Annotated in this window: 16 protein-coding genes; 6 read left to right on the plus strand and 10 right to left on the minus strand. The window is 73.5% G+C overall.

What is annotated here, in order from left to right:
* Positions 1-35 precede the first annotated feature (35 nt).
* The 4 genes from AB0C12_RS27810 to AB0C12_RS27825 all read left to right on the plus strand — a co-directional run bounded on the left by AB0C12_RS27810 (position 36) and on the right by AB0C12_RS27825 (position 4,199).
* Positions 36-737: a CBS domain-containing protein gene (locus AB0C12_RS27810; RefSeq protein WP_360552760.1), complete on the plus strand. Its 702-nt coding sequence runs from the start codon at positions 36-38 to the stop codon at positions 735-737.
* Between the two features lie 16 nt (positions 738-753).
* Positions 754-1,086: a TraR/DksA C4-type zinc finger protein gene (locus AB0C12_RS27815; RefSeq protein WP_360552761.1), complete on the plus strand. Its 333-nt coding sequence runs from the start codon at positions 754-756 to the stop codon at positions 1,084-1,086.
* Positions 1,087-1,163: 77 nt separating this feature from the next.
* Entirely contained in the window at positions 1,164-1,811 is a 648-nt protein-coding gene (locus AB0C12_RS27820) for an adenylate kinase (protein ID WP_360552762.1), read from the plus strand.
* A gap of 30 nt (positions 1,812-1,841) precedes the next feature.
* Positions 1,842-4,199 (plus strand): glycosyl hydrolase family 65 protein, encoded by a 2,358-nt coding sequence (locus AB0C12_RS27825; RefSeq protein ID WP_360552763.1) that lies wholly within the window; start codon positions 1,842-1,844, stop codon positions 4,197-4,199.
* Here AB0C12_RS27825 and AB0C12_RS27830 read toward each other — a convergent pair.
* Positions 4,169-5,590 carry a glucose-6-phosphate dehydrogenase gene (locus AB0C12_RS27830; RefSeq protein WP_360552764.1) on the minus strand — a complete coding sequence of 474 codons (1,422 nt, stop codon included), beginning with the start codon at positions 5,588-5,590 and terminating at the stop codon, positions 4,169-4,171. The genes AB0C12_RS27825 and AB0C12_RS27830 overlap by 31 nt on opposite strands.
* A 112-nt stretch (positions 5,591-5,702) precedes the next feature.
* Between AB0C12_RS27830 and AB0C12_RS27835 the strand changes: the two genes are divergently transcribed.
* Entirely contained in the window at positions 5,703-6,437 is a 735-nt protein-coding gene (locus AB0C12_RS27835; protein ID WP_360552765.1) for an NAD(P)H-binding protein, read from the plus strand.
* 126 nt (positions 6,438-6,563) lie between these two features.
* On the opposite strand, the gene AB0C12_RS27840 is transcribed toward AB0C12_RS27835, so the two are convergent.
* The 3 genes from AB0C12_RS27840 to AB0C12_RS27850 all read right to left on the minus strand — a co-directional run bounded on the left by AB0C12_RS27840 (position 6,564) and on the right by AB0C12_RS27850 (position 10,032).
* Positions 6,564-8,804 (minus strand): hypothetical protein, encoded by a 2,241-nt coding sequence (locus AB0C12_RS27840; RefSeq protein WP_360552766.1) that lies wholly within the window; start codon positions 8,802-8,804, stop codon positions 6,564-6,566.
* 72 nt (positions 8,805-8,876) lie between these two features.
* Complete coding sequence (locus AB0C12_RS27845) at positions 8,877-9,746, minus strand: RNA polymerase sigma-70 factor (protein WP_360552767.1); 870 nt, start codon at positions 9,744-9,746, stop codon at positions 8,877-8,879.
* A 19-nt stretch (positions 9,747-9,765) separates the two neighbouring features.
* On the minus strand, positions 9,766-10,032 hold the full coding sequence (locus AB0C12_RS27850) for a helix-turn-helix transcriptional regulator (RefSeq protein ID WP_360552768.1): 267 nt from the start codon (positions 10,030-10,032) through the stop codon (positions 9,766-9,768).
* A gap of 76 nt (positions 10,033-10,108) precedes the next feature.
* Between AB0C12_RS27850 and map the strand changes: the two genes are divergently transcribed.
* Positions 10,109-10,924 (plus strand): type I methionyl aminopeptidase, encoded by an 816-nt coding sequence (map, locus tag AB0C12_RS27855; protein WP_360552769.1) that lies wholly within the window; start codon positions 10,109-10,111, stop codon positions 10,922-10,924.
* 1 nt (position 10,925) lies between these two features.
* On the opposite strand, the gene AB0C12_RS27860 is transcribed toward map, so the two are convergent.
* From AB0C12_RS27860 to AB0C12_RS27885, 6 genes are all read right to left on the minus strand, one after another.
* Positions 10,926-12,161, minus strand: a complete 1,236-nt coding sequence (locus AB0C12_RS27860) for a DUF6596 domain-containing protein (RefSeq protein ID WP_360552858.1) — start codon at positions 12,159-12,161, stop codon at positions 10,926-10,928.
* Positions 12,162-12,163: 2 nt separating this feature from the next.
* Positions 12,164-12,487 (minus strand): YciI family protein, encoded by a 324-nt coding sequence (locus AB0C12_RS27865; protein WP_360552770.1) that lies wholly within the window; start codon positions 12,485-12,487, stop codon positions 12,164-12,166.
* Between the two features lie 103 nt (positions 12,488-12,590).
* Complete coding sequence (locus AB0C12_RS27870; RefSeq protein WP_360552771.1) at positions 12,591-14,957, minus strand: tetratricopeptide repeat protein; 2,367 nt, start codon at positions 14,955-14,957, stop codon at positions 12,591-12,593.
* Positions 14,954-16,738, minus strand: coding sequence for an ABC transporter permease subunit (locus AB0C12_RS27875; protein WP_360552772.1), 1,785 nt, complete (start codon positions 16,736-16,738; stop codon positions 14,954-14,956). Before AB0C12_RS27875 ends, AB0C12_RS27870 begins: the two co-directional genes overlap by 4 nt.
* On the minus strand, positions 16,735-17,976 hold the full coding sequence (locus tag AB0C12_RS27880; RefSeq protein WP_360552773.1) for an ABC transporter substrate-binding protein: 1,242 nt from the start codon (positions 17,974-17,976) through the stop codon (positions 16,735-16,737). Before AB0C12_RS27880 ends, AB0C12_RS27875 begins: the two co-directional genes overlap by 4 nt.
* Positions 17,973-18,569: an ATP-binding cassette domain-containing protein gene (locus AB0C12_RS27885; RefSeq protein WP_360552774.1), complete on the minus strand. Its 597-nt coding sequence runs from the start codon at positions 18,567-18,569 to the stop codon at positions 17,973-17,975. The genes AB0C12_RS27880 and AB0C12_RS27885 overlap by 4 nt, the downstream gene beginning before the upstream one ends.
* Between the last annotated feature and the right edge of the window lie 131 nt (positions 18,570-18,700).

Consider the following 18,700-nt stretch of genomic DNA (forward strand, 5'->3'; position numbering starts at 1 on the left):
GGACCGCCGCACGCCCGGTCCGGAGAGGGGCCGACATGCAGTGGCAGGTGGACGACGTCATGACCCGCGAGGTGATCACCGTGGGGGTCGACACCCCCGTGGGTCAGATCGCCGGCCTGCTCGACCGCGAGGGCATCAGCGCCGTACCGGTGACCACCCCGGCCGGCGAGGTCCTGGGCGTCGTCTCCCAGGCCGACCTGCTGGCCGGCGTCGCCGACGGCAAGCGGCGCAAGCCGCGAGGCAAGCAGCTGACCAGCGCTTCCGCCGCCCGCGCCGGCGATGTGATGACCACCCCGGCGTTGTCCGTCGACGCCGGGGTCTCCCTGCGGCAGGCGGCGAGGACCATGCGGTCCCGCAACGTCCGCCGGCTGTTCGTCACCGGGCCGCAGGGCCGCCTGCTCGGCGTGGTGTCCCAAGGTGACCTGCTGCGCCCGTACGCCCGGCCGGACGCGGCGATCCGGCGCGAGGTCGAGGCGGTGCTGCGCGGCCGGCTCTGGATCCGCCCGGAACAGGTGGCCGTCCGCGTCAGCGAGGGCACCGCGACGCTGACCGGGGCGGTGGGGCGGCGCTCGACCGCCGGCATCGTCACCCGGCTGGCCACCGCGGTGCCCGGAGTGACCGAGGTGGTCGACCGCATCGGCTACGACTTCGACGACGCCGCCCTGGCCCGTTCCAAGGTCGACCGCACCCATCCGTTCAGCGCCGACCCGTTCCGTCCCGGCGGGCGGGCCGCATGAGGACCTCGGAGGCATCATGACCGCCACGCTGCACGGCCCGGCCCGTTCGCCCGCCGATCACCTGGAGCTGCTCCGCGGCATGCTGGAGGAGCAGTTCGCCGTGCACACCGCCCGCCTGACCCAGCTCACCGTGCACGCCCGGCACGCCGGTCACGACCGCGACACCCTCGAGGCACTCATCGCGTCCACCCGGGAGCGGATCGCCGAGACCGCGCAGGCGCTCCGGCGGATGTCCGAAGGCACTTACGGGCTGTGCGTGGACTGTCACAAGCCGCTCCCCCTGGGCCGCCTGCACGCCCTGCCGCACGCCACCCACTGCACCCGCTGCGAGCGGCGCCGGACGTCCTGAGCCCGCATACGTCTACGATCGTCGGGACAGCCAGATGATCGTGAGACGGACGTGCTCCGACCGGTGAGAGGACAGCCATGCGGGTGCTGCTCGTCGCCCCTCCCGGAGCGGGAAAAGGGACCCAGGGTGCGCTGATCGCCACCCACTTCAACGTGCCGCACATCGCCACCGGCGACCTGCTCCGCGATCACGTCGCCCGGCGGACCCCGCTCGGCCTGGCCGTCCGGGCCCACCTGGACCGCGGTGAGCTGGTTCCGGACGACATCGTCCTCGACATGGTCCGCGACGCCTTCCTGGAGGCCAGGGACCAGGGCGGATACGTCCTGGACGGCATGCCCCGCAACATGGCCCAGGCCCGGGCGCTGTACCAGGTCGGGAAAAGCCTCGAGATGACCGCGAACGTCGCGCTGCACCTCAAAGCCGACGACGACGAGCTGATCCGCCGGCTGCTGGCCCGCGCCGCGCTGGAGCACCGCTCCGACGACACCGAGGAGATCATCCGCCGGCGGCTGGCCCTCTACCACGAGGTGACGTACCCGATCGTGGAGTGGTACAGCAGCCGCGGGATCCTCGTGTCCGTGGACGCCATGCGCCCGGTCGCCCAGGTCGCGCACCAGGTGCTCACCGCCCTGGAGAGCATGAGCACGCTGGTCGACCTCGTCCCGGAGAACGCCCGGCGCTCCATCGACCTGACCGGGCTCGGCGCCGCGTTCGGCGACCGCTGACCCACCCGGCCGACCAGCAGCGGAGGCGACATGATCGGCGAGGCCCGGTTCCCGGTCGAGGCGTGGCAGGTCCGTGAGGCCGTCCTGGAGCTGGACCGGCTCGGCCAGACCGAGTCGGTGCTGGCGCTGGCCAACGGCCACATCGGGCTGCGCGGCAACCTGGACGAGGGCGAGCCGCACGTCATCGCCGGCACCTACCTGAACTCGTACTACGAGCAGCGGCCGCTGCCGTACCCGGAGGGCGGCTACGGCTATCCGGAGCAGGGACAGACCGTCGTCAACGTCACCGACGGCAAGCTGATCCGGCTGATGGTCGACGACGAGCCGTTCCACGTGGCGCACGGCCGGCTGCACGCCCACGAACGCGTCCTGGACCTGCGGGCCGGTGTGCTGCGCCGCGAGGTCGACTGGGAGTCACCGGCCGGGCGGCGGGTGCGGATCCGCAGCTCCCGGCTCGTCTCGTTCACCCAGCGCGCGGTGGCCGCCGTCGACTACGAGGTCGAGGCGGTCGGCCACGAGGTGCGGATCACCGTCCAGTCGGGGCTGGTGGCCAACGAGGAGCAGCCGCAGAAGTCCAAGGACCCACGCGTCGCCGCCGCGCTGGACCGCCCGCTGGTCGCGGTGGCCCAGGACACCGAGCAGCACGGCGCGGTGCTGCTGCACCGCACCCGCACCAGCGGCCTGCTGATGGCGGCCGGCATGGACCACGCTGTCACCGCGGCGGGCCCGTACGACGAGGAGACCGACGTCCGCGACGACTGGGCCCGCACCACGGTGGTCACCGTGCTGCGGCCCGGCGAGCGACTGCGGATCACCAAGTTCCTCGGGTACGCGTGGAGCAGCCAGCGGTCGCCGCAGGCGTTGCGCGACCAGGTGGCCGCGGCGCTGACCGGTGCTCAGTACGCCGGCTGGGACGGTCTCGCCGCCGAGCAGCGCGCGTACCTCGACGACTTCTGGGACGCCGCCGATGTCGAGGTCGAGGGCGACCCGGTGTTGCAGCAGGCGGTCCGGTTCGGCCTGTTCCACGTCCTGCAGGCCGGCGCCCGGGCCGAGCGGCGGGCCATCGGGGCCAAGGGACTGACCGGCCCGGGGTACGACGGGCATGCCTTCTGGGACACCGAGGGTTACGTCCTGCCGCTACTGACCTACATCGCCCCGCACGCCACGGCCGACGCGCTGCGGTGGCGGCACAGCATCCTCGACCAGGCCCGGCAGCGCGCCCGTACGCTCGGCCTGGCCGGTGCGGCGTTCCCGTGGCGCACCATCCACGGCGAGGAGTGCTCGGCGTACTGGCCGGCCGGCACCGCCGCGCTGCACCTGAACGCGGTGATCGCCCGGGCCGTCGAGCGCTACCGCCAGGTCACCGGCGACGACTCCCTGGAGGCCGAGTGCGGCCTGGAGATCCTCGTGGAGACGGCCCGGCTGTGGGTCTCCCACGGCCACCACGACGCCGCCGGGCACTGGCACGTCGACGGGGTCACCGGCCCGGACGAGTACAGCGCCGTCGCCGACGACAACGTCTTCACCAACCTGATGGCCGCCCGTAACCTGCGGGCCGCGGCGGCCGCGTGCGCCCGCCGGCCCGAGGCCGCCGAGCGGCTCGGTGTCCGCCCGGACGAGCCGCGGGCGTGGCAGGCGGCCGCCGAGGCGGTGCACGTGCCCTACGACGAACGGCTCGGCGTGCACGAGCAGTCGGCCGGCTTCACCCGCTACGCCCCCTGGGACTTCGCCCCCGAGCATCCCGGCGAGCCGCTGATGCTGCACGCGCCGTACTTCCAGCTGTACCGCCGGCAGGTGATCAAGCAGGCGGATCTGGTGCTGGCGCTGCACTGGTGCCCGGAGGCCTTCACCGCCGAGCAGAAGGCCCGCAACGTCGACTACTACGAGCGCGTCACCGTACGCGACTCGTCGCTGTCGGCGTGCACCCAGGCGGTGATGTGCGCCGAGGTCGGCCACGTGGAGCTGGCCCACGACTACGCCTGGGAGGCCGCCCTGGTCGACCTGCGTGACCTGCACGCCAACACCCGCGACGGGCTGCACCTGGCCTCGCTGGCCGGGGCGTGGTCGGCGATCGTCGAGGGCTTCGGCGGCCTGCGCGAGCACGACGACGTGCTCGCGCTGGCGCCGCGACTGCCCGAGGGCATCACCGGGCTGCGTTTCCGGCTGCGGCACAGCGGTCTCCGCCTGCTGGTCGAGGCCGGCCCCACGACGGTACGGCTGAGCCTGCGCGACGGCACCGACGCCCGCCTGACGATCAAGCTGTACGGGGAGCCGATCGAGCTCACCGCCGGTGCTGCCGTCGAGCGTCCCGTCGCCGTCCTGGAACCGCTCCTCCCGCCGCCCCACCAGCCCCCGGGCTACGCCCCCGAGCGCGCCGGAGCTTCCTGAGCCAGCAGGGAGTCCTCCGGGCCGTCGCTGCCCGCCGGATACTCCAGCAGCGGGACGGTCCCGTCCCGCCAGGCGGTCAGCACCGGCTCCACGATCCGCCAGCACTGCTCGGCGGTGTCACCGCGCACCGACAGCAGCGGGTCGTCGTCCAGGACGCCGCGCAGCACTTCGCCGTACGCGGGCAGCTCTCCCGGCCCGAAGTCGGCATCGAGGGTGACCGGATCGATCTCGAACGGGTCGCCGGGGCCGTTGATGTTGAGGTCGACGGCGAGCCGGTCCGGGCCGAAGCCGATCCGCAGCCGGTCGGGCCGGTCGTAGCCGGTCAGCCCGCCGGGCACGCGGGCCGGCTGCTTGAACGTGATGACCGCTTCCTTGCGCGTCGCACTCATCGCCTTGCCGGACCGCAGCCGGAACGGCACCCCGGCCCACCGCCAGGTGTCCACCGTGAGCACCACCTCGGCCAGCGTCTCGGTGTTCCGGCCCGGGTCGACGCCCGGCTCGTCGGCGTACGCGGGCAACTGCCGCCCGTCGATCTCGCCGGCGGTGTACCGGGCGCGACGGGTGCAGGTCCGGGCGTCGTCGCTCCACAGCCGGGTGGCCCGCAGGACCTGGGCCTTGCGGTCACGCACCTCGCGGGCGTCGATCGTGGGCGGCGCGTCCATGGCCAGCAGGGCCAGCACCTGCAGCAGGTGACTCTGCACCATGTCGACGAGGGCGCCCGCGTTGTCGTAGTAGCCGGCCCGGCCCTCCAGGGCGAGACTCTCGTCGAAGATGATGTCGACACCGGCGACGTGCTCGGCGTTCAGCACGGGTTCGAACAGCCGGTTGGCGAACCGCAGGCCGAGGATGTTGAGCACCGTGGACTTGCCCAGGAAGTGGTCGACCCGGTGGATCTGCTCCTCGGGCACCAGCGTGGCCAGCAGCTGGTTGAGCCGCTCGGCGCCGGCGGTGTCGGTGCCGAAGGGCTTCTCCAGCACCAGCCGGGTGCCGGCCGGCAGGTCGAGGCCGCTCAGGGCCTGGCAGGCCTTCGCCGTGACGGCCGGCGGCAGGGCGAAGAAGATCACGATCGGCCCGCGGCAGGCGTCGAGCAACCGGCGCAGGTCCTCCGCCTTGGTGACGTCGGCCCGCAGGTAGCGCGTGCCCTCGACCGTGGCGGTCACCTGGGGGCCGGTCGCGGACACCGAGGAGAAGGAGTCATCGACGCGCTTGCGCCAGCGCTCCTCGTCCCAGTCGTCCATGCCGCTGCCCAGCAGGAACAGGGGCCGGCCGGGAACCGCGGTGAGCAGCCCGCCCAGTCCGGGCAGCAGCAGCCGGGCCGTCAGGTCGCCGCTGGCGCCGAGCACGAGCAGGCTCTGTTCTCCGCCGGCCGGGCCCGCAGATCTTGTCGTCATCACCCCACCATGCCCGGGCCGCCCCGGCACTAATCTCCGCGGGGCTGTCACAACGGCGGGGGCTGTCCGGTCTGAGCAGGTGAACGAACTCTCGACCAGGAAGGTCACGCACATGAAGATCGCCGTCATCGGTGGCACCGGGCTCATCGGCTCGCAGGTGGTCCGGATGCTGAACGCGGGCGGGCACGAGGCGGTGCCGCACTCGCCGTCCACCGGCCTCGACCTGCTCAGCGGGAAGGGCCTGGACGAGGCGCTGCGAGGGGCCGACGTCGTCGTCAACCTGACGAACTCGCCGACCTTCGACGACGCCTCCCCCGCCTTCTTCCGCACGACCATGGACAACCTGCTCGCCGCGGCCCGGCGCGCCGGGGTCGGCCACGCGGTCATCCTGTCCATCGTGGGCGCCGAGCAGGTGCCGGACCTGGCCTACTACCGCGCGAAGGTGCTGCAGGAGGACATCCTCAAGGCCGGCCCGGTGCCGTACTCGATCGTCCGGGCCACGCAGTTCTTCGAGTTCATCGACGCGGTGCTGTCCTGGACCTCCGACGAGCACACGGTCCGGCTGCCGGCCACGCCCGTGCAGCCCATGGCCGCGGCCGAGGTCGCCCGGGCCGTGGCGGAGGTGGCCGTCGGCTCGCCGCTGAACGGCACCCGCAACGTCGCCGGTCCCGAGGTCTTCGCCCTCGACGAACTGGGCCGGATCACCCTCGCCGCCCACGGAGACCAGCGCAAGGTGGTCACCGACAGCAGCGCCGGCATGTTCGCCGCCGCCCCGGGTGACGCGCTGATCGCCCGGCAGGACGCCGTGATCGCCAAGACGTCGTACCGGGAGTGGCTGGCCCGCTGATCCCGGCGTCGCGGTGGCGGCGCGACAACGCGACGGAGGACTCGTCGATCAGACCGGCGTCCACGTCCGCCGAGGTCGTCGCGCCGCCGTCCGCGATGCGGATGTCCCGGCGGTGTCCGCACATTCTCACCAGGACCGCGAGACGCGACCCTCGTCGTCGAGCCCGAAGACCTCGAGCTGACGGGCCTGCTGGTGCTCGCCTCGGCTGCGGATGAGATGGATGAGGGCCGGCATGGCGTTCTGCTCACCCCGATCGATCGCCGTGACGAACCAACGGCGGGCCCTGTCCAGATCACCCATCTGCTGGTACCACCAGCCCACCGCCACATCCATTCGACCCATTCGCTCCATCAGTTCGTCCACTCGCGCATGATCACGACGGCGGACCAGGTCATACACCGTGTCCCGATCGAGGGGATCTGTGGCGGATGAGTCGGTGGCGGTCGGTGCCGAAGCCTCCGGACCCGACCCGTCCCGCTGCGGTGGGTCCATGGCCCGGGCGATCCGCGGACCGTTCGGAGCGGAGTACGGAGCTGCTTGGTCGCCGTACCTCACATTGACCACGAACTCGCTGCCCGGCGGAAACGATCCACTCCGCCGCATCGACTCGATGACCCTCGACACCGCCATGCCGGCAGATCCCGGCGGAAGGTCGAGCAGTAGAGCCGCTGCCTGCTCGGCCAGTCCCCGATCACGGCGCCTACGCGCCAGGGCGAGCAGCGCGGCCGGATCGTCGGCGTCGCGTATTGCCTGCCGTGCCACCTCGGCTGCGGCGTGCTCGTCGCCGGCGGCGTCGCAGGCCAGGGCAAGGACGATCCGAGCTCCTGAATCGCCGCGGGCGACTGCCTTGGTACCCAGCCTGCGTGCTGTTGCGGCGTCCCCCGAGATCAGACGCATCCATGCCATGGCCTCGAGTGCGGCTGTACTGCCGCGCCAGGCTGCTGCTGCTGACAGTTGATAGGCACGGTGGTATCTGCCTCGAACGGTCGCCGCGCGAGCGAGTTGCAGCAACTGATCGGCGTCGTTCAGCGACTCCGCTGCCGCTTTCCAGAAGGTGCCGGGTGGACACCGACGCGAGCGCTCGGAGCGGCCGGCCTCCGCCAGGACGTCGGCGAGCCGATAGGCGGGTGTGGGCGCGCCGGCGCCGCCCGGTGCCGGTTTCCGAGCTGTCAGCGGGCCCGGCACGCCGCGAGCAGGTCGGCAGAGCTCGTCGGTCGCGGTTTCGAACCAGTCGTCGGCTGTCTGGTCCCAGGCGGAAGCAGTCAGATAACCGGAGGCGGCAGCGCGGAGAAAGGCGGCGGGCAAGTGGACGGTACCGGTCAGCCGCTGCAGATCCACCGCTGCCCACAACACGGCCCGGGCGACTTCGCCGGCATTGCGATACCGATCGAGCAACTGCGGCGCGCCCGCCAGAAACTGGGTGATCCGCCCGTCAGCCGACCGATCGGCGAGTCCCAGCCGCGGGTCCGGAGGATCGGCCAGGCGCAGCCGGCGCATGTCCGCGTCGTGGAACGTCGACGGCACCGGAACCGCACTACCCTGCAGCAAGGCCCGAGCGGCAGGATGGTCCTTCGTCTCGGCGTCCGTGAGGGAATTCCAGAAGTTGGGCCACATGGACCCCAGGACGATCACCGGACCGCCCGGCTGAGCGCCGATCAACTGCTGCAGTTCCGAAGCCACTCGCTCGCCGACGCCCGGCCGGCCGAGGTACAGCTGCGCTTCGTTCAGCCAGATCACCGTTCGGGGTGCGATGGTGCCGGCCTCGATCGCCGAGACGAGCGCCTCAGGCCGCTCGGGTGCGAGCGGATGCCACACCCGCCAATCCGGGAGAACTGCACGCATCGCCTCCCAGCATGCGCGGGTCTTGCCGGTCGACGACTCGCCGATCAGCATGATGACGCCACCTCGCGCTCGGCAGCGGCGCAGGCTCTCCCGCACATCATGGTCAAAGGGCCGTTCGACGTATCGAGGCAGTAGGGGAAGGTCCTCGTCACCATCGGTGAGCACTGCTCGATGAACCTCCAACGCCAAGGCATCCGCCTCGGTGAGCTCGCCGACGGACATACCCTCGGTCCGACCGCGGCGCGCCGACGACTGCCGGGACGCGATCTCGGCGGCCGGATCAGACGGTGGCCCGCCGCCCGGGCGGTGGGCCTGCGCCACGGCCAGGGTCGCAGCGACTGCTGTCAGTACGCCGACCGCGGACCAGACAAGCCACGGTGTCCGCAGCCAGTCCCACGCCGGAAGCACCTCGGTCCCGACATTGGTGGCGACAGCCAGCACCGCTACCGTCAGCGCCGTGACCGCCGGAAGGACCGCGGTCGCGAGGAGAGCCTGTGAGCGTCCGCCTCGCTTGCCGACAGTCATGCGCCGATGATGCCACGTGAAAGTCGAGCGCCCGCCTCGACGACCGGGCCTCGCCGCACGAGCAGCGAGTGGCTACATTGACACCGCCGCGATCTTGTCGGGGTTGACCATCCACAGCAGCTGGTCGATGCCGTCGGCCGAGGCGCTGATGGTGAGCAGGCCGTAGACGGCACCATCGCGGCGGAACACCGCGGCGGGCTGCCCGTTCGTGGTCGCCCACCGCACGTCGATGTCGTCCCAGAACCACGTCGAGATCGCCGCGAGGAACTTCGTCACCCGCGCCGCGCCCACCACTGGCTGGCGGGCGACCCGGTACGCCCCGTTGCCGTCGGACACGCTGGTGACGTCGGCCGCGAAGAGCTTCTCCAGCGCGCTCAGGTCCCCGGACCGGGCTGCCGCGATGAACGTCGCCAGGAGCTCTTTCTGCGCGTCCGCGCTCACCGGCGTACGGCGCTCGGCGGTCACGTGCTTACGGGCGCGGCTGACGAGTTGGCGCACCGCGGACTCGGTCGACCGGAGAATGTCGGCGATCTGCGCGTACGGGTAGTCGAAGGCCTCGCGCAGCACGTAGGCCGCGCGTTCGCCGGGGGTGAGCTTCTCCATCAGCAGCAGGGTCGCGAACTGCAGCGCCTCACCGCGCTCGGCGCCCAGGTACGGGTCCGCGCTGGTGTCGACGGGCTCGGGCAGCCACGGCCCGACGTAGGTCTCGCGGCGCACCCGCGCCGACTGCAGGGCGTTGATGGCCAGCCGGGTGGCGGTCGTGGCGAGGAACGCGCCCGGGTTGACGACCACGCTGCGGTCGGTCGTCTGCCAGCGCAGCCAGACGTCCTGCACGAGATCCTCGGCCTCGGTGGCACTGCTGAGCATCCTGTACGCGATGCCGAACAGCCGTGGCCGCACCTCCTGGAAGACGGCCGTCGCGTCCCGCAGATCCTCGGTCACCCCGGGGCCGCCGTCCGGGTCAGGACGCCTGGCTGACGGGTGTGCCGGCCAGCCACACCTCGGCCAGCTCGCTCAGCGGGATGTCGAGGACCTCGCTCAGGCTGACCACCGTGCCGAACGCCGGCGCCGGGAGCCGGCCCACCTCGATCTTGCGCAGCGTCTCGGGTGAGATGCCGGCCGCCAGGGCCACCTCGGCGAGGCTGCGGCCCGTTCGCGCGGCCCGGAGGGCGGCGCCCAGTCGCCGGCCGGCGGCGATCTGTTCGGCGGTGAGCGGTTGGCGAACCATGCCAGCAGGATAGTCCCCCGGGGCGCCCCCGGCCGAGCGTGGTATAAAAATACCGCAATCGGAGAGGGAGGCTGTCGTGATCGAGCTCAAATCCCCCGCAGAGGTGGAACAGATGGCCGTGACCGGCCGGTTCGTCGGCGAGTTGCTGGCCGAGCTCGGCGCGGCCACCGCCGTCGGGGTCAACCTGATGGACCTCGAGCACCTCGCCCGCCGGCGGATCAAGGAACGCGGCGCCGAGTCCTGCTACTGGGACTACGCGCCCTCGTTCGGCCGCGGCCCGTTCCGTCACGTGCTGTGCCTGTCGGTCAACGACGCGGTGCTGCACGGCCTGCCCCACGACTACGTGCTGCGCGACGGCGACCTGCTCAGCATCGACATGGCGGTCACCATCGACGGCTGGGCCGCCGACTCCGCGCTGTCGGTCGTCGCCGGCACCCCCGACCCGGCCGACCTCAAGCTGATCGAGGCCACCGAGGTCGCGCTCGCCGCCGGGGTCGCGGCCGCCCGGCCCGGCGGCCACCTGGGCGATGTCTCGGCCGCGATCGGCGCGGTCGCCGGGCGCTACGGGTACGGCGTCAACGGCGAGTTCGGCGGCCACGGCATCGGGCGCACCATGCACGAGGCCCCGCACGTGGCCAACAGCGGCCGCCCCCGCCGGGGCATGCGGCTGGAGCCCGGCCTGACCATCGCGATCGAGCCGTGGTTCTGCCGGAGCACCGACAAGATCCGGACCGACGAGGACGGCTGGACGATCCGGTCGGCGGACGGATCCCGTACGGCGCACTCGGAGCACACGGTGGCGATCACCGAGGCCGGTCCCCGCGTGCTGACCGGGCGTCCCGGCGTCGAGGAGTCCCCCGCGGCCCGGGCCACGCTCGCCGACCAGCGGTAGGTCAGCGGTGCTGTCCGAGCTGGTCGCGGCGGCGGGTCAGGTAGGCGATCTCGGCCGTGTTGCCCGCGAGCTCGATCGCTTTCCCGTACGCCTCGCGCGCGGCCGGACCACGCCCCAGCCGCCGCAGCAGGTCGGCGCGGGTCGCGTGGTAGGCGTGATACCCGGCCAGCTTGTCGGCCAGGCGGTCGACCGCCGCCAGCGCCACCTCGGGCCCGTCGAGCTCGGCGACCGCGATGGCCCGGTTGAGCGCGACGATCGGTGACGGGTCGAGCCGGATGAGCTGGTCGTAGAGGGCCACGATCTGAGACCAGTCGGTGTCGCGGACGTCGCGGGCCGAGGTGTGCACGGCGTTGATCGCTGCGAGGATCTGGTAGCGGCCGGGGGCCACTCCTGCGGCCAGGCGCTCGCGGACCAGCCGGTGGCCCTCGGCGATCAGCGTCCGGTCCCAGGCGCCCCGGTCCTGCTCGCCCAGGGTCACCAGCTCGCCGCTCCCCGAGACCCGGGCGGTGCGGCGGGCCTCGGTGAGCAGCATCAGCGCCAGCAGCCCGGCCACCTCACCGTCGTCGGGCAGCAACGCCCGGATCAGCCGGGTGAGCCGGATCGCCTCGGCGGTCAGGTCGTGCCGTACGGGATCGGTGTCGGGCCCGGTGGCCAGGTAGCCCTCGTTGAAGACCAGGAACAGGACCGCGAGCACGCCGGACACGCGGGCCGGGAGATCCTCCGCCGACGGCACCCGGTACGGGATCCGGGCCGCCTTGATCTTGGCCTTGGCCCGGGTGATCCGCTGCCCCATGGCGGCCTCCTGGACCAGGAACGCGCGGGCGATCTCGGGCATGGTCAGGCCGCCGACCATCCGCAGCGTGAGCGCCATCCGGGTCTCCATCGCGAGCGCCGGGTGGCAGCAGGTGAAGATCAGCCGGAGCCGTTCGTCCTCGATGGCACCGAGAGGCTCCGGCGGTTCGTCGTCGAACACCAGCTGGGCCTCCTTGTGCTTGTCGTCTCGCCTGCTCTCGCGCCGGATCCGGTCGATGGCCTTGCGGCTGGCGGTGGTGGTCAGCCAGGCGCCGGGATTCGGGGGCACGCCATCGGCCGGCCACCGCTCGACGGCGGTCGCGAACGCCTCGGCCGCCGCCTCCTCGGCGATGTCGAGATCACCGAACCGTCTGGTGAGGGCGGCGACCACCCGCGCCCACTCCGCGCGGTGGGCCCGGGTGACCGCCTCGCCGGCGTCGATCAGGGTCACAGGAACGGCCGTACCTCGATCTTGCGATCGCAGACCTCCGACGCCTCGGTGGCCAGCCGCAGCGCCACGTCCAGGTCGGGGGCCTCCCAGATCCAGACGCCGGCCAGGTACTCCTTCGACTCCACGAACGGCCCGTCGCTGAACACCGCCTGCTCACCCCGGTTGTCGATGACCGTGGCCGCGTCGGTGTCGGCCAGTCCGCCCGCGAAGACCCAGTGGCCTCCGGCGATCAGTCGTTCGTTGAACGCGCTGATCGCGGGCTCCCGGTCGGTGCTGCCGGGATTGCTCTTGTCGTCGATCACGGAAACCAGGTACTGCATCTGACGATCATCTCCTGCGCTCCGGGCACCCCTCGCAGGCGGCCGCTTCTCACCCGTACCACGAACCCACAGGCCGCGATCCGACACCGCCGCCGGAATTCCTTCAGGATTTCTCCGACAGACGGGCCCGGGCGGCCTCGGCGCCGTCCGCGTCGCCGGCCTTCTCGCAGGCCTCGGCCGCCGCCTCCCAGTGCTGCCGGGCGTCGTCGGGGTCGTCGAGGATCCGCGCGACGTCCCCGAGGTAGAGGCGCGTGCGGCCGGTCGGCCGGCCGTCGGCCCGGCGGATGCGCAGGCTCTCCTGCAGCAGCTGCTGGGCCTGGGTGGCCCGCCGCCGGCTGCCGGGCTCGCCCGCGCCGGTGAGGCCGGCCCCGGCGGCCACGATGGCCCCGGCGTTGAGCAGCGCCGCGGCCTGGCCCTGGCGGTCCTTGACGGCCGGGTGGCACTCCAGCGCCGCACTCCAGGCCTGGGCGGCGTCCAGGCGTTCGCCGAGCCACCACTGGGCCAGCGCGAGATTGGTCAGGGCGGCGGCATACCCGCGCCGGTCGCCGACGGCCTCGAACTGGTTGGCCGCGCGGATCAGGTGCCGGCTGGCGAACCGTGGCTCCTCGCGGGTCAGGAACGCCACGCCCAGGCCCAGCTCGGTGAGCGCCTGGCCGGCCCGGTCGCTCGGGGAGCGCTGCTGGCGGGCCCGCTGGAGCTGGTCCACCGCGCCGTCGACGTCGCCCTGGTCAAGGAGGGCGAGCCCCAGGTTGGTCCGGGACTGGGCGGCGCCCCGGCGGTGCCGCAGCGCCACCGCCGCGGTCAGCTCGACGGCGGCCCGGTGCGGATCGCCCTGCCACCGGTAGACCGCGCCGAGCTCGTTGTGCGCCCAGCCCGCGACCGCGGCCGAGTGGCCGGCCACCGGACTGTCCAGCACCGCCCGGCACACCGCGGCCCAGTCGTCGAGCCGGCCGGCGGACGCGTACCAGGTGCACAGGGCGACCGCGAGCCGCAGCCACCAGCGGCGCATCCGCCGCGGCGGGTTGGCCGGCAGGGCGCCCGGCCGGCCCCACGGCTCGCAGATCAGCGTCCGCAGCAACGCCTCGTGCCGGCCGAACCAGTCGCTGCCGGGCTCGGTGCCGGGCGGCTCGTCGGGCGACACGGAGTCGGCGTAGCGCTCGGCCTGCCGGGCCAGATACCGCACCAGCCGGGCCTGCGCGGCCACCCGCCGCCGCGGGGGCTCGTCGCACAGCAGATGCACCCGGGCGTACGGAACGAGCAGGGGCCGCAGCCGGTAGCGGCCGTCCGGGGTCACCGTGACGAAGGCGCCGTCGGCCGCCTGGTCGAGCATCCGGTCGGTGTGCCCGCGGTTGGTGCCGGCCAGCGCGGCCACGGCGTTGCGGCTGACCGGCTGGGGCACGAGCGCGAGCAGCCGGACCAGGCGCCGGGTGTCGGCGGCGAGCCCGGCGTACGCCCGGTCCCGGCTGGCCAGCAACGTCAGCGTGGCGTCGGCGCGGCTGTGGTCCAGCCCGTGCCGCAGGGCGGTCAGCAGATCCTGCGGCGACCAGCCCTGGGCGGCCAGCCACGAGCCGAGCACCCGGACCGCGTGCGGCTGCCGGCCGGCCAGCTCCACGATGTGCCGTACGCTCGGCTCGGCCGGCAGGCCGCGGCGTACGGACCCGGCGTCGCGGGCGGCCGCCACGAACAGCTCCACCGCGTCGTCGGCGGACGGCTCGGCCAGCCGCCGGACCCGGACGCCCTCGAGCCCGTTCAGGGTGGGACTGCCGGCGATCAGCAGGCGGCAGCGCCGGGCCGGGGGCAGCAGCGGTTTCACCTGCTCCGGCGAGTCGACGTTGTCCAGCACCAGCAGGATCTTGCGGTCGCCGAGCGCGGCGCGCAGCAGCGTGGCGGCCGCGTCGAGGTCGGCGGCCTGGCCCAGGGTGATCTCGTCGATGCCGACCTTGCGGCACAGCGCGTCGACGACCTCCCGGGGCCGCGACGCCCGGGCCGGGCCGCGCCGGTCGACCTTGCGGAGGTCCAGGTAGAGCTGCCCGTCGGGGTAATGGCTGCGGACCGCGTTGGCCGCCTGGACGACACAGGCGGACGTGCCGACGGCCCGCCGGCCCAGCAGCGCCACGGCATGCTCGGCGCGGATGGTCCCGGCCAGCCAGTCCACCACCGTGCGGCGGCCCACGAAGCCGGTGGTGTCGGGCAGGTCGGTGGGCACCCCGGCCTCCTGGACCGGCACCGCGGGAGCCGGCTCGACCGCAGCGTCGGCCTGCAGCGCACGGCGGCTGCGCACCTCGAGCGTGGCCAGCACCCCGGCGATCAGGACCCCGCCCCCGGCGATGATCCAGGTGATCGCGCCCAGGTTGGGGTCGATCATGTCGGCCAGGATGTTGCTGGCGATGCCGCCCACCACCGAGCCGACGGCGATGGACAGGGTCAGCACCCACTGCCAGGGCCGGGGCGCATCGGTCCGCGGGCTCATCGCACCGCCCCGGACACCAGGCCGGCGATCACCTGACGGCGGGCGAGCACGATGACCACCAGCGGCGGCACCGAGGCGAGCAGCGCGAACGCGGCCAGGGTGCCGCTGTTGGAGACGAACTGCCGGGTCTGGCCGAACAGCATCAGCCCGAGCGGCGTGCCCGAGCCGCCGAACAGCAGCCCGACCACGAAGTCGTTCCACACCTGGACGAACTCCAGCACGGCCACCGCGATGATGGCCGGCACCGCGGCGGGCACCGTACGCCACAGCACGCCCCACTCGCGCCGGCCGGCGGTGCGGGCCGCCCGGATCCGGGCGCCGGGCACGTCGGCCAGCGCGTTGCGCAGCACCAGGACGGCGAACGGCGCACCGAGGGCCACGTGCACCAGACCCAGGCCGACGCCGGTGCCGGCCAGCCCCACGCGTTCCAGCACCTCGTTGATGGGACCGGCCACCACCTGCACCGGCACCGCCGACGCGGCGACCAGCAGGGCCCCGGCGGCAGACGTGCCGGGTGGGCGCAGCCGGGCCAGGGCGTACCCGGCCGGCAGGGCCACGATGATCACCAGCACGGTCACCGACACGGCGAGCAGGGCGGTGAAGGCGAACGAGCGGATGACCTCCTGCTGGGTGAGGACGTCGACGTACGAGCTGAGCCGCAGCGACGCGGCGGACCAGCCCCGGGTGGCGGCTTCGCGCGGTGAGTGCAGCGAGGTGGCCACCAGGGCGAGCACCGGCACAGCCCAGAGCAGGGCGATCAGGACGGGCAGGGCGCGGCGGACCGGCGACCGGGTGCCTTCGGCCACCGTACGCACGGGCGCGTCCTCCAGCGTGGGCGGTGGCCACGCCTGCCGCCCGCCGATCGCCGCGGCCACGACGCCGATGCCCAGCGCGACCAGCCACAACGTGTTGAGGGCGGCGGCCGGTCCGGTGGTGGAGCTGCCCGAGGTCTGCCACACCCGGACCGCGAGATTGGCCGCCTCGTCCAGGCTGGAGCCCGGCGCCATCACCAGGATCAGGTCGAACGCCCGGGCGGTGCCCAGTGCCACCAGCGCGAACACGATGGCCGCGGTGCGCCGCAGCAGCGGCCGCCACAGCGCGTCGCGGAAGACATCGAGCCGTCCGCCGCCACCGGCCCGGACCGCGTCGGAGAGGTCGGCCGGCAGCGCGTCCAGCGCCGCCCGGAACACCACCACGGGCAGGCCGATCCAGGCCCACACGAACGCCGACATCAGCGCGACCGTGATCAGGCCGGAGCCCAGCCAGGACGGCGCCTCGTCGGCGGGCACCCCGAACAGGCCGGCCACCGAGGTCAGCACCGCGGTGCCGGCGCCCCGGGCCGGATCGGGGTCGTAGAACAGCCGGAACATCACCCCGGTCACGACCAGCGGCAACGCCATCGGCGCGAGCAGCAGCAGCGTGCCGGTGCGGCGCGACGCGGCCAGCAGACAGCCCAGGGTGATCACCACGACCGGGACCACCGCGGCCCACAGCACCGTACGGCCCAGCACCTCCCAGGTGCCCTCCGCGGCCAGGGCGGTGCGGAAGTTCTCCAGGCCGACCCACTGGCCGTCCGGCCCGGTCAGGCTCGCCTGCACCGTACGGGCGACCGGCCAGAGCAGGATGCCGCCCAGCAGCAGGGCGATCGGGGTGAGCAGCATCGACGCGAATCCGCCGCTCGGGTACGCCCGGCTGCGCCGGCCCGGACCGACGTCGTCGATGACCACCGTCTCGCCGAGCAGCCGGGGCGCGGCCGTCCGGGTGCGCGCCGACTCCGTCACGAGCCGGTCTCCCTGCGGGCCTGCGCGGCCGCCCGGACCAGGCTCCGGCAGGCCCGGTCGACGGCGTCGGGCCGGGTCACCTCGGTGAGGAAGTCCTGCAGGATCTTCCAGCTGCCCAGCCCGTCCGGGCCGCCGAGCGAGCCGCGCAGCTGATCGGACAGGTCGAACTGGAGCGCACCCGCGGGATCGCGCAGCTCGGCCGCCCGGGCCGCCGCCGGCCCGTACGCGTCCGGCAGGATCAGGGTGTTCGGCGACAGGTAGCCGCCGGCGGAGATCCACGGCCGGAACGAATCCCGCCGCGTCAGCCACTCCACCAGCTCACCACCGGCGCGCGATCCGGCGAACACCATCGCCGCGTCCCCGGCCACCAGCAGCGGTAACGCGCGGGGCCCGGCCGGGAACCGGGCGGCTGACAGGGCCGGCGCCCCGGCCGGGCGGAACCTGTCCGCGACGGCGGCGACGAAATCACCCTCGACCATCATCGCGGCGCGGCCCTCGGCCACCTGGATGACCGACTCCTCGTTCTGGGTGATCAGGGCGCGGCCGATCCCGTCCGGGAACGCGCCGGGGACCGACCAGACGGTGGCGAGCTGGGTGAGCGCGGTGCGCACCAGCGGGCCGTCCCAGGGCACGGTGCCGTCCACGAGGCCCTGGTATTCGCCGTCCGCGGCGAAGCCGATGAGCAGATTCTCCAGCCAGTCGGTGAGGACCCAGCCGTCCGCCGCACCGAGGGCCAGCGGTGCGGGCCGGCCGGCGGCGGCGAGGTCGCGGACCAGCGACACGAACCCGGCCCAGGTGGCGGGCGGCGCGGGCATGCGGCCGGGGTGGTACCAGACCAGCGACTTGTGGGCGGCCTTCACCCAGGCGCCGTACTGCCGGCCGTCCACGGTGACCATGGCCCGCCACTGGTCGGCGAAGCGCTCCGTCACCTGCCGCGGCACCGGTTGCAGCCAGCCCCGGCGGGCGTAGTCGGCGATCAGGCTGATCTGCGGCACGATCGCCACGTCGGGCTGGTTGCCGGCCCGGTAGCGGGCGCTGAGGAAGGCGTCGATGTCGTTGCGGGTGCTGATCACGTCGACCGGCTGCGGATACTGCCGGACGACCTCGCGGAACCGGACCAGTTCCCCGCCGCTCCAGACCACGGCGACCTGCACCGGTCGCGGGGACCGGCCGCAGCCGGTGGCCCCGGCGACGACGGCGCCGAGTGCTCCCCCCAGGACAGTGCGCCGGCTGGTCACGGCGTCACCGCCACGGTCCGGGCGCTGTCGGGAGCGGCCTGCCGATCACCGAAGACCACCGTGGCCGGGGCGGCGGAGACCGGCGACTCGATCCGGGCCAGCAGGTCGTCCAGCGGGCCGCAGACGGCGGGATCGGGCCGTTCGAGGACCAGCGCCTCGGGCATCGAGACCACCGCCCGGGCCAGGGCGCCGCGCATCCGCTGCTGGGCGGTGATCTCGTGCGGCCGCTGCTCCAGCACCGGTCCGAGCTCGAGCTGGTAGATCAAAGTGGACGCCCAGCCACGGACGATCTCGCGCACCGACTCCTGCCGCCAGACCAGATACTCGATGTTCTGCCGGACGGTGAGATGCGGCAGGAGAGCTCCGCCGCGGGGTACGTACCCGATCTGCCGGCGGCCGGGCGGCAGCTCGGTGACGTCGCGGTCGCCGACCAGGACCCGCCCGGAGAGCGGCTGGGCCAGGCCGGCCACCGTCCGGGCCAGCGCCGTGGCGGCCGGCGCGTCGGCGATCACCGCGGTGGGCCCGGCCTCGCGGGCGGAGAACGAGACGGCGGCCCGGGCCCCACCGGACACCACGACGACCAGCTCAACCACGTCGAGAATCGCCCAACACCTCCCCGGTCACCGGCCCGGACATCAACAGGCGGTCACCGCAGCCTATCGATCCCGTGCCCGTCCCCGGTGTCCCGTGGCACGATCCTGCCCGGCGGGCGCCGGAAGAGATT

Source organism: Actinoplanes sp. NPDC048967 (assembly GCF_040649415.1).
Lineage (GTDB): Bacteria > Actinomycetota > Actinomycetes > Mycobacteriales > Micromonosporaceae > Actinoplanes.